Source organism: Chryseobacterium sp. C39-AII1 (assembly GCF_039672645.1).
Classification (GTDB): domain Bacteria; phylum Bacteroidota; class Bacteroidia; order Flavobacteriales; family Weeksellaceae; genus Chryseobacterium.
The window spans coordinates 93,016-113,127 of record NZ_JBDFPQ010000010.1; the positions used below are offsets into that span (position 1 = coordinate 93,016).

Consider the following 20,112-nt stretch of genomic DNA (forward strand, 5'->3'; position numbering starts at 1 on the left):
AAAATGAAAAATACTATTATAAATATATTTAAGTGTCTGTCAGTGGGTGTTGGGATGATTTGCTTGTTTTCATGTGAAAAATTTATTGACACAGACCTACCCATAAATCAGATAGGAACTTCTGAGGTATTTTCAGATATATCATCTGCAAATGCAGCTTTAGCAGGTTTATATGCCGAATTATGGAGCTCTTCAATGATTTCAGGGGATGTTACTGGTTCTGCAGCTATTCTTGGAACATATACAGACGATCTTACCTGCTACGCCCCTTATATTCAAAATGGGTTAGTCGATGTATATAACAACGTACAAATTCCAAGCAACACGATTGTTTATAATTTGTGGTCGAAAGCTTATAAACACATCTATTACGCAAATTCAATTATCAAAGGGGTTAAAGAATCCTCTTCAATTTCTCAAGTAAATAAAGACCGTTTAATAGGTGAGGCAACTGTCATACGCTCTCTGCTGTATTATAATCTAGCTCAAATTTTTGATGAAGTGCCTTATACGGATACTACGGATTACCTATACAATAGCCAGCTAAAAAAAATAAGCAAAGTACAACTCATGTCAAATCTTGAAAGTGATCTCCAAACAGTATTAAATGGTTTGAACGATCAATATGCGAATCAGGAAAGAATCTATGTCAATCGAAAGGTGGCAGAACTTCTATTAGCAAAGGTATTTTTAAGTCAGGAAAAATGGAATCAAGCAGAAAATCTGCTTTTTCAAATTACGCAGTCTCCTTTATATGTCTGGGAGACAGATTTGAGTAAAGTTTTTACCAAAACAGGAAAACATATTTTATGGCAGCTAAAACCTGCAAATTCAACAGATGCTACCAAAGAATATCTTCTCTATAATTTTACGACAAGCTTACCAACATCTTTTTCATTATCGGATGCTTTAGTGAATTCCTTTGAACTAGGTGATCTACGAAAAACAGCTTGGATGCTTCCAATCGTAATCAATCAAAAAACCTATTTCCGTCCCATGAAGTATAGAAATCCCGCAAATTCCAATACCACTGAAAATTCAGTAATATTTAGAATTGAAGAAGTGTATTTATTGTATGCTGAGAGTTTAGCGAATCAGAATAAAATACAGGAAGCTAAAATAATAGTGGATAAAATTAGACAAAGAGCAGGATTGAATCCTTTACCTATAGGTCTTTCAAAACAGGAAATGATTGACAAAGTTTTAGATGAGTCCAGACATGAGTTTTTTGCTGAAATGGGACATCGTTTTTTTGATCTTAAGCGTTTAAAAAAAATAGATATTCTTGCTTTATCTAAACCAAACTGGAAAAGTTTCCATAGTGCATTTCCAATTCCTGAAAAAGAAATGGTCATTAATCCTAATCTTAATCCGCAAAATCCTGGGTACTGATGGAAAAGTTAATGTTATTCCTTTTAATGTGTATATATCAATGGGCATATACACAAAAGGAAAAAGATTCCATTCCCTACACCGAACAAAATAAAGCCTATGATATTTATTTAAAAAGTACATCGAAAGAAGGGAAATGGATAGCGTTTTTTAAAGTGTATGATAGCAACAGTGACAGCCTTTTCATAATGAATCGATTAAATCCAGACAAAAAATATTATAGAATAAAGGTTTTAGATCATCAATGGAGCAGGGATAAGCTCATTTTAAAATATCAGAATCAAACAGAAATTTTTGATTATCACAATGGCAAGAACAAGATTTTACCCGCTTGCGAAAGCATAGGTACAATAGAACATGAAAATGTACTTGTTCTAAAAACCTCAGACAACGTACAGATTTACGATTTAAGTAGAGAAGAAATAATCGGTCGTATCAATAATGTTATAAATGTTTTTTACGTAAACAACCGTATTTATCTGCAGATTAAGGAGAACAATAAATTTCAAATCATAGAATGGAGTGAAATGAAAAAAAATAAACTCTATTCTTCGTCAGAACAGATTTCGAACGTTGTGGGAGCACAGGTTAATTCATTTTTAATATTTAAAAAACAGAAAAATAAGTTGAATGATATTATATATTATAATACGAAACATCAATTGGAATATAAGTTTTCAGAAGTTCAGCCACTACAGTTTAATTCGGCAACAGCATACCAGAGATCCGACGGCAGAATTGTGATTAATGCCGAAAAAGTTAAAGATAAAAAATCAGCTGAAACACCGGAAATCTGGTTAACATCTGACAATAACCTTATTGAGAAATTTAAAAAGTCCGAAACAACAAAGTTTCTCTGGTCACCAGTAGAACAAAACGTCAAGGTGATGGGAACGGACAAGTTAAACAGGGTGGTGGATATTGGCAATAAGACTTATTTCTTAGCTTTTAGTTTTTCTGAATTACAAGACTATACAGCTAAAAAAGTACCTGCTATAGTGTATCGTTATAATGCATCGAGTAATCAATATGATTATATTGATACAATAAGATCAAATGTCAATTATTCTCCTGATGGTAACTATCTTATTTATAAGCACGGACAGAAATGGAAGTTGTTGGATGTGAATACAATGAGTTATAAATATATAGGAAATTTGAACTTCGAGAATGCTTATTTTACAGATGAGAATAATGTTTACTTTGATGGTCCCACAGGTATATGGAAATATAATAGCAAATTAAGTAAGATTAAGCAAGTGTTCACAAATAATAAAGGCAGTTGTAAAATTTTAGATTTTAAGAATAAATCAAACTTTGCCAATTATCCTTTTGAGCTTTCATTTTATTCTAAAGTTCTTAATGAACTTAACTATATATTCGAAGTGAATGACGAAGCGAGTTTTACAAAATCTATATTTGAAAAATATGCGGACAAGTATTATCAAATAGCTGATTTTACCACATCTAAAATGATTTATCAGAAGACGGATAAGGCAAAAAATGCTTATTTATTTACTGAAGAAAATTTCAATAAACCCAAACGGATTATTGATTTAAGCAGAGCATCTCCTAAAAAAGTACTTTTTCAATCCAATGCTAACGATAAGGATCAATCGAAAATGAAAGTGGAAACTATTAAATACAAAAATAGGGAAGGGGTTGAGCTAAAAGGTATTTTGTATTATCCTTTAGATGTTGAAGCAGGAAAGAAGTATCCTATGGTGGTACATGTTTATCAAATTCAGAGCGATAAAATTAATGAATATCCTCTTTTTTTAGAAAACAGTGTAGATGTTGGGTTCAGCATCAGGAAGCTTATTGAAAAAGGATATTTTGTCTATATGCCGGATATTGTTTTTGATAAAAAAGGAACTGGAATTGCAGCATTGGATTGTGTTAATAAATCAATAGATGCTTTGGAATATAATGAATTGATTGACTTCAATAAGATGGGCTTAACTGGACATTCGCATGGGGGATATATTACCAATTTTATTGCGACGCATTCAGATAGATTCGCAACATATGTTTCAGGTGCTGGTAATAGCGATATTGTTAGATCTTATTTCTCATTAAATGAATATTTTGTGAGCCCTTTTTACTGGCAGTTTGAAAATGGACAATATGAAATGAATACTCCGTTTATAATGAACAAAGACCTATATTTCAAAAATAATCCAATATATTATGTTGAAAATGTATCAAAACCAATGCTTTTGTGGACAGGAAAAAAGGATTTGAATATAGAGTGGGGGCAAATCATGGAATTTTATATAGGACTAAAAAGAAATAATAAAAATGCAACGGTCTTGGTTTATCCAGATGAGGGGCATACGATTATTTCTAAAAATACTGCTAAAGATCTTCATGATAAGGTTCTGCAATGGTTCGGTTATTATTTGAAAGGAGAAAAAAAAGCAGAATGGATGAATTAAAAAAGGATGCCTGTAGGCATCCTTCTTTTTTAATTTCTGTGTAATGTTACTCCGCATTCAGTTTCACTTAAGAACTGCTGCATAACTTTGGGTGAGCCACCAATCAACTCGGTACAAACGGGTCCGCTGGTAGGATTGCAATCAACTTCTCCTACAAAGATACATTTCTCATCCGGAGCTGATGCATCAAAGTAATAGGCTGTTTCGCTTGCTTTTTTTTCTGTTTTTGCCTTATTAGTAGCAAAAGCACTTCCGACACCAAATACCAAGATGGCTACGGGAACTAGAATGGTTTTAAGATTTTTCATAATAATAAAGTATTAAGATGTGCCTACAATTAATTCAGGTTTTCGGCATTACCTGTGAAGTTGTTCAAGTATCGGTTGCGCAAATTGATACTTGACAATTTCATTTCCAATTAAAATGTATAAGTACTTACCATCAATAAACATATCCTTCAGTTTTTCACCATGGCGATCCGGTACCAAAAAACTTCCGGAATAATACTGCTGATCCGTCTTATAAATATCAATGATGCTTGCTTTGTTCCATTGCAAAATTCCGTCATGAATTGCTTTGGAATTTGAATTAATAAACAAAAGCTTATCTGAAATGACTGCATTCTTTACGGATTGCTGTAAAGGGTTTTTGATTTTCGTAGTTCCATCAGACAGCTTAACAGTTTCCATACTTTGCTCCTTTTTGAAGCTGATTAATCTAAATTTGTTACGCTTCCCGAATGTATTGTTAAATGAAACAAATTCATTTTTATAATAATATACATAAACAAAAGATTTGTTGTCTAAATCGGAAATAAGTAAGCCGTCATTTTCTATGTAACCTGTATTTTCTGTTCCAAGAAGATCATAATGAAGATTCATTTGATGATTTTTGTAATCTCCAATGATAAAGCTTTTGTATTTTGAACTCTGTGATCTAAATAAAAAAGAATTATCTGAAGTTGCATACAGTTGATCAAAATACATTTCATCAAAACTTACAATACGTAACGAATCCGATTTCTCTAAGCTTCCTCTATAAATAATTGGTACAGTCCCATCATAGATATAATAATTTGGAGATCTCCAATTTACTTTCAGGCTTTTAAAAGGATGAATGTTTGTTTTTAAAGGAATTCTAAATTTTGAAAAACCTTTAAGGTCTTTTCTTACAATGGTAATATTTAAAGGAGCTGTGGTATTTCCTAAATAAATATTACCATCATCCTGCCCGGCAAAGTAAAAAGAGTTATAATTAAGATCAAGTGAAACTTCATTTTCTATCGCATGAGGAATATATCTGCGAGTAAAATTATTATCTATTCTTAGCTGCTTTTCTGATTTAATATATAACAGAAATACACTGAAAGAACTCAAAATAATGATTGTGAAAATTAAAAAAGTATATTGTAATAGCTTTATTTTTCTACTAGTTTCAACAACAATAACGGTAATAATTAGGACTAATACACAAACTATATTAAAATACAAATGTTGTCTCCAATTCATATTTTCAAGAATTCCTCCACAGGAACAAGGTACAAATTCACTGTACTCAAGAATTAAATAAATATAAACAGTAAAAGCAGACATAATACCTATTGAAGAGTAAAGTCCAATTAATTTGCTTTTTTGAAAGATAAGTGCTGCAACAATAATCAGCTCTGCTATAATGACTAGATATGATATCGTTCCTGCATATGTGCTAAGCAAGGGTGATTGAGCAATTTGAATCTGAAAATTTTCAAAATCCAATACTTTGCTTACACTAGCGTATATAAAAAGCAAAATAAAAAAATATACAGCCGTATTGATTATTAGTTTGTTTATATTTTTCATATCAATGTTAACATTTATATAATAATATCCATGATACTTTCATTCCGCCATAATTGGGCATCTTGTTTTTTTGAAGTATAGGCATGGTTGTAGTGTATTTACCAATTACTTTCCACATGCCACTAATAGGACATTCTGTGCCTGACTCAGCAATTGTTTCTTTTTTAGTATCCATAAGTAAACTAATTAGATACTTTCCAGTTATCCCGATCTTTAGGAGGATCGTTTTCTGTAATCTCTATTTCTTTCTCTTGACTGGTGCTGTCCGATTTCGAAGAAGTTGTATAATGATTTTCCTCTGTTGCTAGTTTTGGGATTTCATTGTGATCTAAAATTTCTTCTGATCGGCATGACTGTGCAGTAATGACTAATAAAATACTTGCTAGAATATAGATTGTTTTAATGTTCATGATTTGGGATTTAAAAGTTGATTAATCCCGGCCGGTGTTAGATGTTACTGTTAGAATTCTGAAGCGAAATTAGAGAGCTAAGCCTTCAAAAAAAAAAGTTTAAAGACCTGATTTATAAACTGAAAATACTTTTTTTATAAATCAGGTCAGACTATTTTTATATAGCAATGTGCTGATATTCAGTTATTAAATCTCTTTTATAAGGTTGTGTAATTCCCTGCTTTTGGAAATTACTTTAAGCTCTGTTCATTTTGCTTAATTTTATATCATAATTACCAGATAATAATAATTTACTATGAAAACTATTTTTGGCTTGAATAGAATGTCAATCATTCTTCTGTTTTTTTGTGTTTTTTTCAAGGCAACTGATTTCGAGAAATTAAGAGCAGCTTATGATAATTTTGCAGAGAATGATGAGAGAGGATTGGAATTTGTTGGTTTCTATATGAAGCAAGCTAAAGCTGAAAATAATTTCAAAGAATTATCTCAGGCTTATCGAGATGCAACAAGCTTTTCAGAAAATAATAAACTTCTGTATGCAGACAGTATAATATGGGCAGCTCAGCAATCAAAAAATCGTGATGTTATTGGAAATGCATATTTGACAAAAGGAAGTGTTTATTATTTTACTTACAGAAAATATCAAAATGCCCTAGATGAGTATCTTAGAGCATGGAGATATCTGAAAAATTCCAATAATTCATATTTACATTATAAGAATTTATATCATATTGGATTGGTGAAGAGTTATTTAGGGTATTATGAAGAAGCATTTCAAATTTTTTCAAAATGTAGATCATATTATCAGGTTTATAAACTTAATGATCACCTACCCAATTTAAAATACAATACCAAAAAAGGTTATTTAAACAGCGTCAATCAAATGGCTATCTGCTTATTCTATCAAAATAAATTAGATGATGCATCAGAACTTATTGAAGAAGGGATGAGAGAATCTGCAAATGACTTGAATTTTGATATAGAGAGAAGCAATTTTTATAAACTAAGAGGAGTCTTAAATTTTATTAAAAAAAATGATAAAATGGCATTGTCCGATTTTAATATTGCTTTAATAGGAATAGAGAAAAAACAGGACTTTACAAATACTTCATTAATTTACTTTTTAAAAGGAAAAATTTTTCTGAGAAATAATCAAGTAGAAGAAGGATATACCAATTTGAAGAAAATAGATTCCATATTTGTAGAACACAGATTTGTTTTACCGAGAGTCAGGGAAGCTTATGAATTACTTATAGACTATTGTAGAGATACAAGAAATGCCGAAGATGAACTCTATTACACAAAGCAACTTTTAAGTTTTGATAAAATACTATCTACAGATTTCAAATATTTGTCAGGAAAAATTTATAAGGAGTATGACACAGAGGATTTAATTCGTTCAAAAGAAAAATTAGAGTCATCATCATTGTTTGGTTATATTTTAGCCGGAGCTACAATAACGACATGTATTTTATTTTCAGGTGCTAAATATTACCAAGTCAAACGAAAAAAAACAAGTACTGAAAATAAAAAAACTTCATCAATTGATCCAATATATCTTGATGAGAAAGATAAATTACCGCAGAAACTATCTAAGCTCACAGATAAAGTTGTAAATGATATCTTGAATAAGTTAGAAATCATGGAGGGAAATAAATTCTATTTAGAAAAAGGATTAACACAAAATCAACTTGCTAAAAGATTAAAAACAAATACAACTTACTTATCTGGTATTATTAATGAATACAAAGGTTCAAATTTCAATACATACATTAATCTTTTAAGAGTGGAGTACGCTAAACAAATGCTAACATCAAACAACGAATGGAGAAAGTATTCAATAGAGACCATAGCAAAGGAATGTGGATTTACGAATAGGTCTAATTTTTCTAAGATATTTATAGAAGTTGTAGGTGTTAATCCAGCTGAATTTGTGGAGAGGATCCAAATGAATCGTAGTGAATAGTCAACTTCCTATTTAATTCGTATTTTTTAATAAAAAAATATGGATAAAAACTTATTTATTAAAGAATGTAAAGTAAAATTAAGTTCTTTAGAAAAAAAATTGAATCTGATTGAGGCAAAGTTTCAAAATGAGAAAGTTGATTTGTGTGAAAGAGCGTTAATGGAAATTGATATTCCTGTTAGAGAAATTAAAATTTTATTAGCGGAGTACAAATTTGAAGCCCTTGCCGAAGAAGTTTATTTCTTTAAAATAGTTAAACCTCAATTTATTTCTAAGTTTATTTATTATTCTAAATTACTTTCGATCGAAGTTGCTATTCCAAATGCAGGAAAAGCCATACTTAAAGAATATTTTGAATGTGAACTTCTGACGCTCAAAACTTTTTACGATCAATACACTGATTTTTACGAATATTATCGTCGTAAAGCAACTTTTCTTGACGATAAGTACTTTGTGAGGAATCAGTTCGATCTTAAAATAAAGCTTGAAACAGGACTTTATGACTACGATGAAAAGTTTGCGACTTCTCATGATCATATCGTATCAAAGATCATAGCCAACGATTTACTTGAAAAATATCTGTTGGAATCAATCAAGAATATTGATGGATATACTTTTAAAGAATCAGAAGAAAAACTCATTTTATTATGGTCTTCTTCAAAGTCTTCATTGGTTGAACTTCTCTATGCTTTATACTGTTCCCATGCTTTTAACGGTGGAAATATTGAGTTTTCCGAAATTGTAAGATATACTGAGAAAACCTTAAATATTGACCTTGGAAATTTCTACAAAACGATACATGAAATCAAGAATAGAAAAACAAATAAAACTAAATTTTTGCAACTTTTAAACGAAAATTTAAGTAATAAGCTGTTAGAGGACGATTAAAAAAGCTTAAAAAAATGACATTTACTAAGTAAGAGTAAATTTTTTAGAAAGACAATCTATCTATTTATTATCCTTTACATATAATCTCTCGGTAGTGCGAAGAACTACCGAGAGATTCTTATATTTTTTTTAAAACTTTGCGATAACCATAAAACAAAAATCATGAATATTGATAAAGCAGAATTTCTTTCATGGATGGACAGAATTATGACAAGATTCGATATCTTAAGTGAAAAAGTAAAAGAAAGTCAAAATGCATTACGGAGTATTGATGGAGAACAATTATTAGATAACCAAGATGTTCTACAGTTATTAAAAATCAGTCCCAGGACTCTCCAGCGGTATCGTTCAGAGGAAAGGTTATCATATTACACCATCAGCGGCAAGCTTTACTATAAGCTTTCTGATGTTCATCAATTAATTAGAGACAGTTTTAAATCTTCTCACAAAAAATAATCTGACAGCTATTAATAATTTGTTGAGTTTTCGGAAAATGCACCGTTGAGATCCCCAGCAGCTTAATGTCAAAAGAATTACTTCAAAGATTTTAGCTTATAATGGATGAATGAATAATCCTGTGGTCTTCTGAAAATTCGAAGATTTTATCAATAATCTCTAAAACCCACCCGTGCTCCAAAAAGAACGTGTAGCACAACCGATAAAATTGCATTAAAACCAGCAGAATACTTACTGCTCTCATAAATCAGATTATTTTAGCTAAAACTCTAAAATCATCTTCTCCTTGCATAATTATTTTTTTTAATTATTATGGTCGAAAGTAATGTTGAATCTTGGGGATTCTGATAATTGCCATTGTATGGCTATACATTTCTGCTATTATCTCAATGCACTTTTGAGAAGAAACCATGAAATTTAAAATTAATTAGGTTAGAAGTTTAGTATTTATCTGATTATTTGTATTTTAGTTGAATCTAAGAACACTGAATTTCTTCATAATATTTTTCTTGATACCATTTGAGAATTAAATTTGCGACTAAACTATATCTGCTTAAGAATTATTATTAAAATTTAAATGAAAATTACTGTTTTTAAAAGCATTATTTTATTTGACTATTATGCAAAATATTCAGATAGGAGTCTAAGATTTTTAAAAGCTTACTTTTAGATAATCACTTCCGAAGCCAAGTACTACAGTAAGAATGTCTTTGTTCAAAGAAAATAAGATGTACCTGATATATTTATTTTAAATACATCAGGCATGAAAAATAAGATTGACGTTAATATTATTAACATTGAGGAGATTGTTAAAATCTTTAAAGAAGAGGAGGGAGTTGACTTAACCTATGAGGAAGCAGAACAAGTAAGTATTTTTCTATCAATGCTTTTAAAAGCTACAGTAAAATGTTTTTTAGAAGATAATTTTTTTTAAAATTTCAAAAATGAAAAGAGCTGATTTATATATTCGAGTTTCAACTGATGAACAAGCAGATAAGGGATATTCACAGAGGGATCAGGAAGAGAGATTGAGAAGGTACTGCGACCATAATAATATTGCTGTCGGTCATGTAATCTATGAGGATTATTCAGCAAAAACTTTCAATAGACCAGAATGGGTCAAGCTGCTTGAAACACTCAAGAAAAAAAGTTCAAGGACAAATTTGTTACTATTTACAAAATGGGATCGTTTCAGTAGAAATGCTGGTGATGCCTATCAAGTGATAAATGTCCTTAAAAAACTTAACGTTGAACCACAGGCCATAGAACAGCCGTTGGATTTGTCAATTCCTGAGAATAAAATGATGCTGGCTATTTATCTCGCGGCTCCTGAAGTTGAGAATGACAGGCGTGCCCTAAATACCTATTACGGAATGCGTCGAGCAAAAAAAGAAGGTAGATTGATGGGTAGGGCTCCTTTCGGATATGTAAATAAAATTTCAGAGAATGGTAGAAAATATGTTGCTTTAAAAGAACCTGAAGCTTCTAACATGAAATGGGCGTTTAACGAAATGGCAAAAGGTATATTTTCTGCTAGCCAAATTATGGATATGATGAATAAAAAAGAAGGCAAATCAGCTAAGCTAAGTGCCTTTCTCGCCAGCTTGCGAAACACTGCATATTGTGGGAAAATATTTGTCGAGCAATATAATGAAGAAGAAGCGCATTTCGTTCCGAGCATACACGAACCTTTAATTAGTGAAGAATTATTTGAAAAGGTTCAAAATATTATGGATGGAAATATTAATATTCCCAGACCCAATGTTAAAGTTTTGTCTGATGACAACCTTCCCCTCAGAGGATTTCTTACGTGTCCGGACTGTGGTCGTATTGTTACTGGAAGTGCATCTACAGGACGTTCAGGACAGAAGTATTATTATTACCACTGTAAAACCCCTTGCGGATATCGCTATAAATCAGAAATTGTAAATAACAAATTTTTGGAGGTACTCCAATCTTTGGAAATGAGAGAGTCCATAAAGAAATGTTTAAGAAAAGTCTTGAAACAAAACTTTGAGAAGTTAATAAATAATCCTCAGCACGAAAGAAAAGCAGTGTTATCAGAAATTGATAAATTAAACAATAGGTTAAAGCTTGCTCGAAACAAGTTATTAGAAGATGTAATTGACGATGATGAGTACTTTGAAATTAAGAGCGATTGTAAAGCCCAAATTGAAAAATTGGAAAGGAAATTGACTAAAGGAAAAGATCACAAGAAGATAGATTTTCCAAAGCTATTAGATAATGCTCTAAACCATGTCGTAAATCTTGCTAAAGTCTATAGTGATGGGGATATTCAGATAAAACGTAAAATAATTGGTTCGATTTTTCCTGAAAAATTAGAATTTTTAGAAAATCATTATCGAACCGCTCGAGTCAATGTTTTCTTGTCCTATATCTTTCAAATAAACAATGAGTTAGGAGCCAAAAAAAACCGGAAAGAAAGTGAATTATCACATCTTTCCGGTCTTGTACCCAGGACCGGGATCGAACCGGTACTCCTAAGAACTGGTGTTTGAGACCAGCGCGTCTACCAATTCCGCCACCTGGGCTGGTGTGTTACCTTGTTTCTAATTGGTGTGCAAATATAGGAACTTTTCTTTATACTCCAAATGTTTTTGCAAACTTTTTTCTAGAAATTTATTTCCAAACCATCGTAGGCAAGGTGTATTCCGGGTGGAAGTTGTTTATCTTCAATATTATGCAATCCTAAATGATGACTGATGTGTGTTAAAAATAATTTTTTAGGTTTTAGCTCTTCAAACAAATTAATAACATCAGGAAGGATAAAATGTGCCGGATGCGGATCAAATTTTCGGATACAGTTTAAAATTAAAACATCAAGATCTTTTAATTTTTCTTTTTCCGTGTCTGAAATAAAGCCTGCATCAGTAATATAAGCCGAGTTTTTAAATTTATACCCGAACGCCGTAATTTTATAATGAATCACTTCAAGCGGAGTAATTTCGGTATCTAAAACTGTGAACGGTTTATTTTCAATTTCATGCAAATCAAAAGCAGGCGCTCCGGGATATCTTACATCTGCAAAAGCATAGGGAAAACGATTTTTTACCTCTTGTCCGACTCTTTGAGAACAATAAAGGGGCATATTTTTTCCACTTTTAAAGATTAAAGGGCGCATGTCATCCAAACCAATTACGTGGTCGTTATGTTCATGAGTAAGAAGTGCGATATCTACATTACTTTCTTGATTAATAAGCATTTGTTGCCTAAAATCAGGGCCGCAATCAATTAATATTTTTCTGTTTTCGTCCGTAGTTATAATTACGGACGAACGGAATCTTTTATCTTTTGGATTTTCGGAAGTACACACCTCACAAGTGCAGCCAATAACGGGTACACCCTGCGAAGTTCCAGTTCCTAAAAATTTCAACTTCATTTTCTTTTGAGGTTGGTTTAATTTTGGTAAATTTACGAAAAATTTAATGTCCTAATGTATCAGAAACTAACTCCTAAACAAAAAGCATTAACAATTAATCTAGATCCTACTATTTATGGTACTTTCGCAGAAATTGGAGCAGGGCAGGAGACAGTCCGACACTTTTTTAGAGCTGGTGGAGCTTCAGGTACAATTGCTAAGGCAATGTCTGCTTACGACAAAGATTTTAGTGATGCGATCTACGGAAAAGAAGTAAAAAACAGGTATGTTACACAAAACAGACTTCGCAAAATGCTTCGCTATGAAGTGGCTTTAATTGAGGAAAGAATTTCCAGAGAAAACAACCCGAACAGAAAGTTTTTTTCTTATGCTAATACGGTGACTACCATCAATTTTGATAAGACGGTAAGAGGTCATGGTTGGGTAGGAATTCGTTTTCAGGTGAAAGAAAATGAGGATTATAACGAGATTGTAATTCACGTAAAATTCAAAGAAAACGATGCTACTTTGCAGCAGGAAACTTTAGGGAATCTTGGAGTAAATCTTATTTTCGGTGCCTTCACATATTTTGACAATCCACGAAGATTAATCGAATCTCTTTACGATGATGTGGCAAAAGACAATCTTGAAATTGATATGATCGATTTCAGTGGTCCTGCATTCTCTTATGTTGATAATCGATTGATGTCTTTGCAGTTAGTGAAAAACGGAATGACGGATGCCGTAATTTTCAATTCTGAAGGGAACAATATGCTTCCGGCGGATGTTTTGTACAAGAAAAATATTTTCGCGGTAAGGGGAAGTTTCAGACCGGTAACAAAGGTAAATATCGATATGCTGAAAAACGGTATGGATATGTTCCTGAAAGATGCGGTTTGTACCCATGAAGAAACGGAAGTTTTGATTGAAATTACGATTTCAAACCTTCGTGCAGACGGAGATATTGATGAAAGAGATTTCCTTGATAGGGTAGATGTCCTCGGTAGATTAGGCTATACAGTTATTATTTCGAATTACTCAGAATATTATCGATTGATTGATTATTTTGCGTCTTATACAAGTGGAAATATTGGTGTAGCAATGGGTGTAAATAACCTATTGATGGTATTTGACGAGAAGTACTATAAAAATCTTTCAGGTGGAATTTTGGAAGCTTTTGGTAAATTCTTCAGAAACGGAATGAGAGTGTATCTTTATCCTTATAAAGATCCTGAGACCCACGAATTGCTAGATTCTGAAACGCTTAAAGTGGAAGAAAATCTTAAAGAATTGTATAAATATTTCAAGCTGAATAATCGTATTGTTGATATTAAGAATCATAATCCCGATTTCTTGGAAATTTATTCAAGAGATATATTAAAGAAAATTGCTTGTAACATGAAAGGTTGGGAAACTCAACTTCCTGATGGTGTTGCAGAAATGATAAAAGAGCGAGGAATGTTCGGATATAAAGAAGAACTTTCATTAAAACAATTCTCTTAAAAAATTTAATTAAAATGTCAGAATTAAAGAAAAGACTTTCATCTATTCTTGAAAGTCCTAAACATAATACAGAAGAAAAATTAGAAAAAGTTTGTCATCTTTTGGATCAGGAGATTTCTTATTTCAACTGGACGGGTTTTTATTTCAAAAACGGAGATAAAGACGAATTGAAATTAGGTCCTTATGTTGGAGCCCCTACAGATCACGATATTATTCCTTACGGAAAAGGAATTTGCGGTCAGGTTGCGGTTTCCAATGAAACTTTTGTAGTGCCTGATGTTCACGAACAAAGCAATTATCTAAGTTGCTCAATCGATACAAAAGCTGAAATTGTAGTTCCGATCTTCAAAGACGGACAAAATATCGGACAAATTGATATTGATTCTCATACAATTGATCCGTTTACAGATGAAGATAGAGAACTTTTGGAATGGCTTTGTAATGAAGTTTCTAAGATTCTATAATTAAGAATTTCTAACCACAAAAGTTGCAAAAGTAAGTATAGTTTATTAAGAGTGTTTATTGAAGAGTATTTTCTTCTTCGGCTTTTGAGACTTTTGTGGTTTAAAATATAAACTCCGATTATCAACGATAATCGGAGTTTTTTATATAAATATTATATTTAAAATTATCTTAAAATAATATTATTCGTCATTGTTGTGTGATTGATTAGTTTTCCTTTTTCATCACTAATTTCAATTTCAGAAACGTGCATCGATTTTCCTTTTCTGATGAATCTTGCCACAGCCGTCACAATTCCATCTTTTTTACTTCTTAAATGGTTTGAATTGATGTTCGTACCGACACCATAATATTTAGAACCATCAATGAAGATATTAGACAGGCTAGAGCCCATTGTTTCTGCCAAAACACAACTTGCGCCACCGTGCAAAATACCAAAGGGCTGATGAACTTTCGGCTGAACAGGCATCGTGGCAGTCAGGGTTTCATTTTCAAGATCAATATCTATGAATTTTATTTCCAGCGTTTTCGCTAAAGTTACCTCGCCGCCCCAACTGTTTAGAAATGCTAATATTTCTTCCTTCGTTTTATCTTTCGTATAATACATAAATCTGTTGGTTGATAGTTATTAGTTGCTGGTTTCCGTTCCCATGATATTTGGATTCCAGTTTTCAGGAATTTTCGGAACAATATCATTTTTGATATAATAATTCTGAATTTCTTCCATAATTTCTGAAAAAGAAGCAGAAGCAATTCTTTCATAAGGAATTGTATATCCTAAATAAACGATGTTTCTTTTGAAATCTCCGGCTGCCAAAACAATAGGAACTTTTGCCGCCAAAGCCATGTGATAAAACCCTTTTCTCCATTTCGGAACCCAGCTTCTTGTTCCTTCCGGAGTAATTACTAAACTAAAATCTTCTTTTGCAAACTGATTGGCAACGAAGTTTACCAAGTCGTTTTTCTGACTTCTGTCGATCCCGATTCCTCCCAAACCTCTTACCACACTTCCGTACCAAGCTTTGGTGTGAGCATCTTTAATGATGATTTTGATGGGTTTCTCCAAAGACCAATAGGCAAGGTTTCCTAAAATATATTCCATATTATGGGTGTGGGGTGCCACAACAAGGATACATCTGTTAAGGCTGCTTGCATCGCCTTGCAGAACGACCTTCCAGCCCAATAATTTTAGCATTGCTTTGCCAATTAGTTTTTTCATAGATCTTGTATTAAAAACAGAAAAGTATAACCAAACTTTGGTTATACTTTACAAATATATTGAAATATTATTGCTCTTTAAAACAAACCGCTGATTAAATCTACGATTTTCATTACTATTTCTAAGGCTACTTGTACCATTTGTTTATGTTTTTGATTTGGGTTATTAATTTTGTACGAAGATAGTATAATTTTCTGATATACAGTGTTTAAAATTAAATTATTTTCGATAGTTTTGAGAGAAGAAGAATGTGAATTTCAAGCTTTTGACCATTCATTCACATCTTCTGCCACTCTCTAAAGTTTATTATTTGGTTTTAATGGAAATTTCATCTTTACCATCCTTGATCTTGATGTCTACATTTCCTTTCATTTTTTTGATGCTGGATTTCATAGAATCAATCACGTTATCAGCTTGTGAAGCAGGAACTTTTTTACCGTTGATGATAATACTGTCCTTATCGTCTGAGCTGTACTCAATCGTAGAACCGTTTACAGAGATTTTGTTTTTCTCAATTTTGATTCCGTTGTTGTTATGGTCGTCATCCTGATCATTATCGTTGATTCCGTCTCCGTCTAAATCTCCGTCAAAATAAATTTTGTCTTTATTTACCGGAATAATCACCATTCTTTGCGGAACCACAAGCTCATAGCTGATTCTGTAATCTCTGAATCTGTGCTCGTAAGGATACTTCATGTAGTTTGGAAGAAGCACTTTATTGTTTTCAACCTCTACAGGAACCGTAATTTGTACCGGAACATTGTATCCGTTTCCTTCTTTTTTAATGATTAGATAAGGTGTTTTTACATCAGATTTTCTTACAACATCTACATCCGGATAATCTTCTTCGAAAACTGTTTTCTTATCCGAATAAATATCGCTGTCATACCCTTTGAAGTTTTGTGGAATAACCACTTGCTTTACATCAACATACAATGTGTCTGAAGTTGTATTGATCGCTACATTTTCAACATCTTCTTTGCTGCCTCTGTAGATAAGGTCTTTTTTCGCCATGCTGATTCCAAAGTAAGTACCCAATCCGATTAATAAAAGGAATAAACCTCCTAATACCCATCCGATATTTCTCAATTTAGTTTTCGGAGAGAAAATTTTGATACTTAATAAGCTGAAGATAATTGCCGGGATCAAAGCTCCAACCACCATGATAGCAGTTAATACTTTGTCTAAACCATTATCATCCATATAGAATTTCATTTCAGAAGCTCCTGGGAAATCTGCATTTACTCCGAAAATCCCGATGATTGCGAATATTCCTGCAATGCTTCCTACTGTCATTAAAACGAAAAGTGAACCAATGATATATTTAAAAACATTCCATATTCCGCTGCTTGCGTTGCTGATGTAAGGTTTGTTTTCGATATATATTTCTCCGACCCTCTGAGTAGATTCATTGGCGAATTGCACCAATTTGTTAGACTCATTCTTAAGATTGTCGAAGTTCATAGGCTTTCCCTGCATTTTCAGGAAATCTGCCGCAGATTCTGCTTTTGGTAACACGGCCCAAAGAATAATATATAATAAGAAAACCAATGTTGAAGAAACTGCCGCTGTGAAAGCTCCCAGGATGAAAATTCCCAACCAGATTGCTCTCATTGCTGTAATATCCATTCCAACATATTGAGCTAAACCTGCGCATACTCCGGCAATTTTCTGTTTTTCTGGATCACGGAACAATTGTTTTTTATCACTATATTCAGTTCCTGCGCTTCTTTTTTTCGAAGTATTTTTTTCAGAATAATATGCCTCTTCCTGCTCTTCTATTTTTTCGGGTGTTCCAATTTGTGCAATTACCTTCTCTACATCCGAATCGTTGATTACTTCGCGTTTTCCTAAAGAATCTTTGAAGATTTCCACCATTCTGATTTCTATGTCGTGCATTACCTCATCTGCTTCCGAAGCATCCAGAGCGCTTCTAAGAGCATTCAGATAATCGCTAAGCTTTATGTATGCATGTTCTTCTATCGTAAAAGAAAAACCTGCAAGTCCTATTGAGAGTGTTTTGTTCATAGCTTTGTTTTTTTAATTTTTTTGAGTGATTTGGTTTACAGAATCTGTCAATTCATTCCAGGTATTTTGAAGTTCATTTAGAAACAGTTTACCTTTTTCTGTGATCTGATAATATTTTCTAGGCGGCCCTCCGGTAGATTCTTCCCATCTGTACGATAAAAATTCTCCGTTTTTCAATCTTGTTAAAAGAGGGTAGAGGGTTCCTTCCACTACATCCAGTTTTCCTTTTTTTAGTTCATCTATAAGGTCGGAAACATACATTTCACGATGATTGATGAGACTTAAAATACAGAATTCCAGAATGCCTTTTCGCATTTGCGCTTTGGTATTTTCAGTATTCATCTTTAATAAGTTTTGTTAATTAGTTATATCTAAAACCGATTTCAGTTCCTAGCTAGTTGAACCTATTTCGATTTTACATTACAAAGATATGTAAATAAAATGGTATTATGCAATACAAAGTAGTGTAATTTTTTAAATATAATATTTAAATTACTGATTTTCAATGGAATAAATTTTAATTGAAATTTTGCATATTTTGATTTTCAACTTAAAAAAGTGTGAAAGACTTTAAAATTTTGTATTTTTGGCAGGAAATTGGGTTATTAATCTAGCCAGAATTTAAATTTTTATTTAAACACAATTATGATATATTCTAAATTTTTATTGCCATTTATTTTAGTTGGAACAAGTTGCTTTGCTCAATATAAGTTTGAAATGAAAGATGCTTCTGCTTATTATGATGCAAAAATTATGATGGAAGACTGCTCGGGGGACGAATGCCGAGGTAAAGCGGTTATTGACTTATTCAAAAAAAATGGTTCGAAAATCGAACAAACATTAACTTCTGAGAATTTAGTTTTTTATTTAAATCAGAATAATAAAATATCACAGGAAGAAATTGTTCGATTGGATAAAAATGTGGTTTCAGATGGCCCTTTAATTTTTGATGATTTTAATTTCGACGGAACTGAAGATGTTGCCGTAAGAAACGGAAATTTAGGAAATTACGGAGCTGCTTCTTATGATGTATATGTTTACAATGTTACCAAGAAAAAATTTGTGCCTAGTGAAGAGCTTACCGATCTTGCCAGCAACTCTTTTGGAATGTTTGAAGTAGATCATGAAAGGAAACGGTTGATTACCTATGCGAAATCGGGAGCGGCAATGCATTATATTACAGAATTTACTGTTATTCCCAACCGAGGTTTGGTGAAAGTATATGAAGTGGAAGAAGATGCGAGTGGCGGTGAGCGAGTGATTGTAACAACCAAGGAATTTAAAGATGATAAATGGATAAAAACGGTTAAAAATTATCCAATTGATGAATATTATAAGTAACAGATAATGAAGATACAGAAGGAGATCGATTTTATTTTGGCAGTTGATGCCTTAAAGAACGTACAACGAAGAAATTACAATGCAGATGATTCCAGAAGAGAAAATACAGCTGAGCATTCTTGGCAGATTATTATTTTGGCTCAAATTCTTTTTCCTTATGCGAAAAACAGAGCGGATATTGATTTGTTAAGAGTGATCAGAATGCTTTCCATTCACGATTTGGTAGAAATTGAAGCGGGTGATACTTTTCTTTTTGATGAAGCGGGAATGGTTGGTAAGTTTGAAAGAGAGAAAGTTTCTGCTCAAAACATTTTCGGAATTCTAGATGAGCCTTTAAGAACTGAGTTTTTCAATCTTTGGCTTGAATTTGAAGAGGAAAAAACTCCGGATGCTATTTTTGCCTGTGCAATTGACCGAATTATGCCTTTTATTCTGAATTCGCATACTTCTGGAAAAAGCTGGACGGAAGCCGGAGTTACTGAAAAACAAATCCGAAATATGTTGGAAAACGCCATCAGCAGAGCTTCTGATGAAATGGGAGAGGCTTTCCAAACATTATTGAATTTGAGTTTGGAAACTGAAAAGGTGTTGAGATAATTTTTTAACGGAATATCTTATTTTCCCATGGATTGCGCAGATTTTTACAGATGATTATATTTAATTTTCAATTACATAAAAAATATACACCATCATTCGTGAAATTCGTGATAAATAAAAAATATAAAAGTTTCGGCGAGCCTTTGGCTCGCCGAAACTGCTTTAAAAAACATTTGAAAATATTGGGTTCGGGCG

General features: G+C 32.3%; 20 protein-coding genes, 1 tRNA gene and 1 pseudogene. 11 read left to right on the plus strand and 11 right to left on the minus strand.

Annotated elements, in window-relative coordinates; all coding sequences use genetic code 11:
• Positions 1 to 3: 3 nt before the first annotated feature.
• Both ABEG63_RS15245 and ABEG63_RS15250 read left to right on the plus strand, forming a co-directional pair.
• Positions 4 to 1,392: a RagB/SusD family nutrient uptake outer membrane protein gene (locus ABEG63_RS15245; RefSeq protein WP_346585974.1), complete on the plus strand. Its 1,389-nt coding sequence runs from the start codon at positions 4 to 6 to the stop codon at positions 1,390 to 1,392.
• Complete coding sequence (locus ABEG63_RS15250; protein ID WP_346585976.1) at positions 1,392 to 3,830, plus strand: prolyl oligopeptidase family serine peptidase; 2,439 nt, start codon at positions 1,392 to 1,394, stop codon at positions 3,828 to 3,830. The genes ABEG63_RS15245 and ABEG63_RS15250 overlap by 1 nt, the downstream gene beginning before the upstream one ends.
• 29 nt (positions 3,831 to 3,859) lie before the next feature.
• Here ABEG63_RS15250 and ABEG63_RS15255 read toward each other — a convergent pair whose 3' ends face one another.
• The 4 genes from ABEG63_RS15255 to ABEG63_RS15270 are packed head-to-tail and all read right to left on the minus strand — an operon-like array spanning position 3,860 to position 6,078.
• Positions 3,860 to 4,138, minus strand: a complete 279-nt coding sequence (locus tag ABEG63_RS15255; RefSeq protein ID WP_346585977.1) for a DUF6520 family protein — start codon at positions 4,136 to 4,138, stop codon at positions 3,860 to 3,862.
• A gap of 48 nt (positions 4,139 to 4,186) precedes the next feature.
• A complete protein-coding gene (locus ABEG63_RS15260) occupies positions 4,187 to 5,668 on the minus strand; it encodes a MauE/DoxX family redox-associated membrane protein (RefSeq protein ID WP_346585979.1) in 1,482 nt (493 codons plus the stop codon).
• Between the two features lie 7 nt (positions 5,669 to 5,675).
• Positions 5,676 to 5,843 (minus strand): hypothetical protein, encoded by a 168-nt coding sequence (locus ABEG63_RS15265; RefSeq protein ID WP_346585981.1) that lies wholly within the window; start codon positions 5,841 to 5,843, stop codon positions 5,676 to 5,678.
• 7 nt (positions 5,844 to 5,850) lie between these two features.
• The gene (locus ABEG63_RS15270) at positions 5,851 to 6,078 is read right to left on the minus strand and encodes a hypothetical protein (protein ID WP_346585983.1); all 228 of its coding nucleotides are present in this window, start codon (positions 6,076 to 6,078) and stop codon (positions 5,851 to 5,853) included.
• Between the two features lie 295 nt (positions 6,079 to 6,373).
• On the opposite strand from ABEG63_RS15270, the gene ABEG63_RS15275 reads away from it, so the two are divergent.
• The 3 genes from ABEG63_RS15275 to ABEG63_RS15285 all read left to right on the plus strand — a co-directional run bounded on the left by ABEG63_RS15275 (position 6,374) and on the right by ABEG63_RS15285 (position 9,388).
• Positions 6,374 to 8,044 carry an AraC family transcriptional regulator gene (locus tag ABEG63_RS15275; RefSeq protein ID WP_346585985.1) on the plus strand — a complete coding sequence of 557 codons (1,671 nt, stop codon included), beginning with the start codon at positions 6,374 to 6,376 and terminating at the stop codon, positions 8,042 to 8,044.
• Between the two features lie 39 nt (positions 8,045 to 8,083).
• Positions 8,084 to 8,932: an RteC domain-containing protein gene (locus tag ABEG63_RS15280; protein WP_346585987.1), complete on the plus strand. Its 849-nt coding sequence runs from the start codon at positions 8,084 to 8,086 to the stop codon at positions 8,930 to 8,932.
• A gap of 162 nt (positions 8,933 to 9,094) precedes the next feature.
• Positions 9,095 to 9,388, plus strand: a complete 294-nt coding sequence (locus ABEG63_RS15285) for a helix-turn-helix domain-containing protein (RefSeq protein WP_346585989.1) — start codon at positions 9,095 to 9,097, stop codon at positions 9,386 to 9,388.
• A gap of 99 nt (positions 9,389 to 9,487) precedes the next feature.
• On the opposite strand, the pseudogene ABEG63_RS15290 reads toward ABEG63_RS15285, so the two are convergent.
• A pseudogene (locus ABEG63_RS15290) lies at positions 9,488 to 9,632 on the minus strand (YWFCY domain-containing protein); the annotation flags it as partial.
• 519 nt (positions 9,633 to 10,151) lie between these two features.
• On the opposite strand from ABEG63_RS15290, the gene ABEG63_RS15295 reads away from it, so the two are divergent.
• A complete protein-coding gene (locus ABEG63_RS15295; protein ID WP_346585991.1) occupies positions 10,152 to 10,322 on the plus strand; it encodes a hypothetical protein in 171 nt (56 codons plus the stop codon).
• Positions 10,323 to 10,332: 10 nt separating this feature from the next.
• Complete coding sequence (locus tag ABEG63_RS15300; RefSeq protein WP_346586065.1) at positions 10,333 to 11,907, plus strand: recombinase family protein; 1,575 nt, start codon at positions 10,333 to 10,335, stop codon at positions 11,905 to 11,907.
• On the opposite strand, the gene ABEG63_RS15305 is transcribed toward ABEG63_RS15300, so the two are convergent.
• Both ABEG63_RS15305 and ABEG63_RS15310 read right to left on the minus strand, forming a co-directional pair.
• Positions 11,861 to 11,940 (minus strand) — tRNA-Leu (locus ABEG63_RS15305). The genes ABEG63_RS15300 and ABEG63_RS15305 overlap by 47 nt on opposite strands.
• Positions 11,941 to 12,020: 80 nt before the next feature.
• Complete coding sequence (locus tag ABEG63_RS15310; protein WP_346585993.1) at positions 12,021 to 12,788, minus strand: MBL fold metallo-hydrolase; 768 nt, start codon at positions 12,786 to 12,788, stop codon at positions 12,021 to 12,023.
• A 54-nt stretch (positions 12,789 to 12,842) separates the two neighbouring features.
• Here ABEG63_RS15310 and ABEG63_RS15315 point away from each other — a divergent pair, with 54 nt between their 5' ends.
• Together ABEG63_RS15315 and ABEG63_RS15320 are read left to right on the plus strand one after the other, a co-directional pair.
• Positions 12,843 to 14,270, plus strand: a complete 1,428-nt coding sequence (locus tag ABEG63_RS15315) for a TonB-dependent receptor (RefSeq protein ID WP_267405204.1) — start codon at positions 12,843 to 12,845, stop codon at positions 14,268 to 14,270.
• A 14-nt stretch (positions 14,271 to 14,284) separates the two neighbouring features.
• On the plus strand, positions 14,285 to 14,734 hold the full coding sequence (locus ABEG63_RS15320) for a GAF domain-containing protein (RefSeq protein WP_267405205.1): 450 nt from the start codon (positions 14,285 to 14,287) through the stop codon (positions 14,732 to 14,734).
• Positions 14,735 to 14,898: 164 nt separating this feature from the next.
• Here ABEG63_RS15320 and ABEG63_RS15325 read toward each other — a convergent pair whose 3' ends face one another.
• From ABEG63_RS15325 to ABEG63_RS15340, 4 genes are all read right to left on the minus strand, one after another.
• The gene (locus ABEG63_RS15325) at positions 14,899 to 15,339 is read right to left on the minus strand and encodes a PaaI family thioesterase (RefSeq protein WP_267405206.1); all 441 of its coding nucleotides are present in this window, start codon (positions 15,337 to 15,339) and stop codon (positions 14,899 to 14,901) included.
• Positions 15,340 to 15,360: 21 nt separating this feature from the next.
• A complete protein-coding gene (locus ABEG63_RS15330) occupies positions 15,361 to 15,951 on the minus strand; it encodes a 1-acyl-sn-glycerol-3-phosphate acyltransferase (protein ID WP_346585995.1) in 591 nt (196 codons plus the stop codon).
• Between the two features lie 306 nt (positions 15,952 to 16,257).
• The gene (locus ABEG63_RS15335; RefSeq protein WP_346585997.1) at positions 16,258 to 17,979 is read right to left on the minus strand and encodes a PspC domain-containing protein; all 1,722 of its coding nucleotides are present in this window, start codon (positions 17,977 to 17,979) and stop codon (positions 16,258 to 16,260) included.
• Positions 17,980 to 17,991: 12 nt separating this feature from the next.
• On the minus strand, positions 17,992 to 18,321 hold the full coding sequence (locus ABEG63_RS15340) for a PadR family transcriptional regulator (protein ID WP_267405209.1): 330 nt from the start codon (positions 18,319 to 18,321) through the stop codon (positions 17,992 to 17,994).
• Positions 18,322 to 18,624: 303 nt separating this feature from the next.
• On the opposite strand from ABEG63_RS15340, the gene ABEG63_RS15345 reads away from it, so the two are divergent.
• Positions 18,625 to 19,320 carry a hypothetical protein gene (locus tag ABEG63_RS15345; protein WP_346585999.1) on the plus strand — a complete coding sequence of 232 codons (696 nt, stop codon included), beginning with the start codon at positions 18,625 to 18,627 and terminating at the stop codon, positions 19,318 to 19,320.
• 6 nt (positions 19,321 to 19,326) lie between these two features.
• Positions 19,327 to 19,917: an HD domain-containing protein gene (locus tag ABEG63_RS15350; RefSeq protein WP_267405211.1), complete on the plus strand. Its 591-nt coding sequence runs from the start codon at positions 19,327 to 19,329 to the stop codon at positions 19,915 to 19,917.
• Positions 19,918 to 20,112 lie beyond the last annotated feature (195 nt).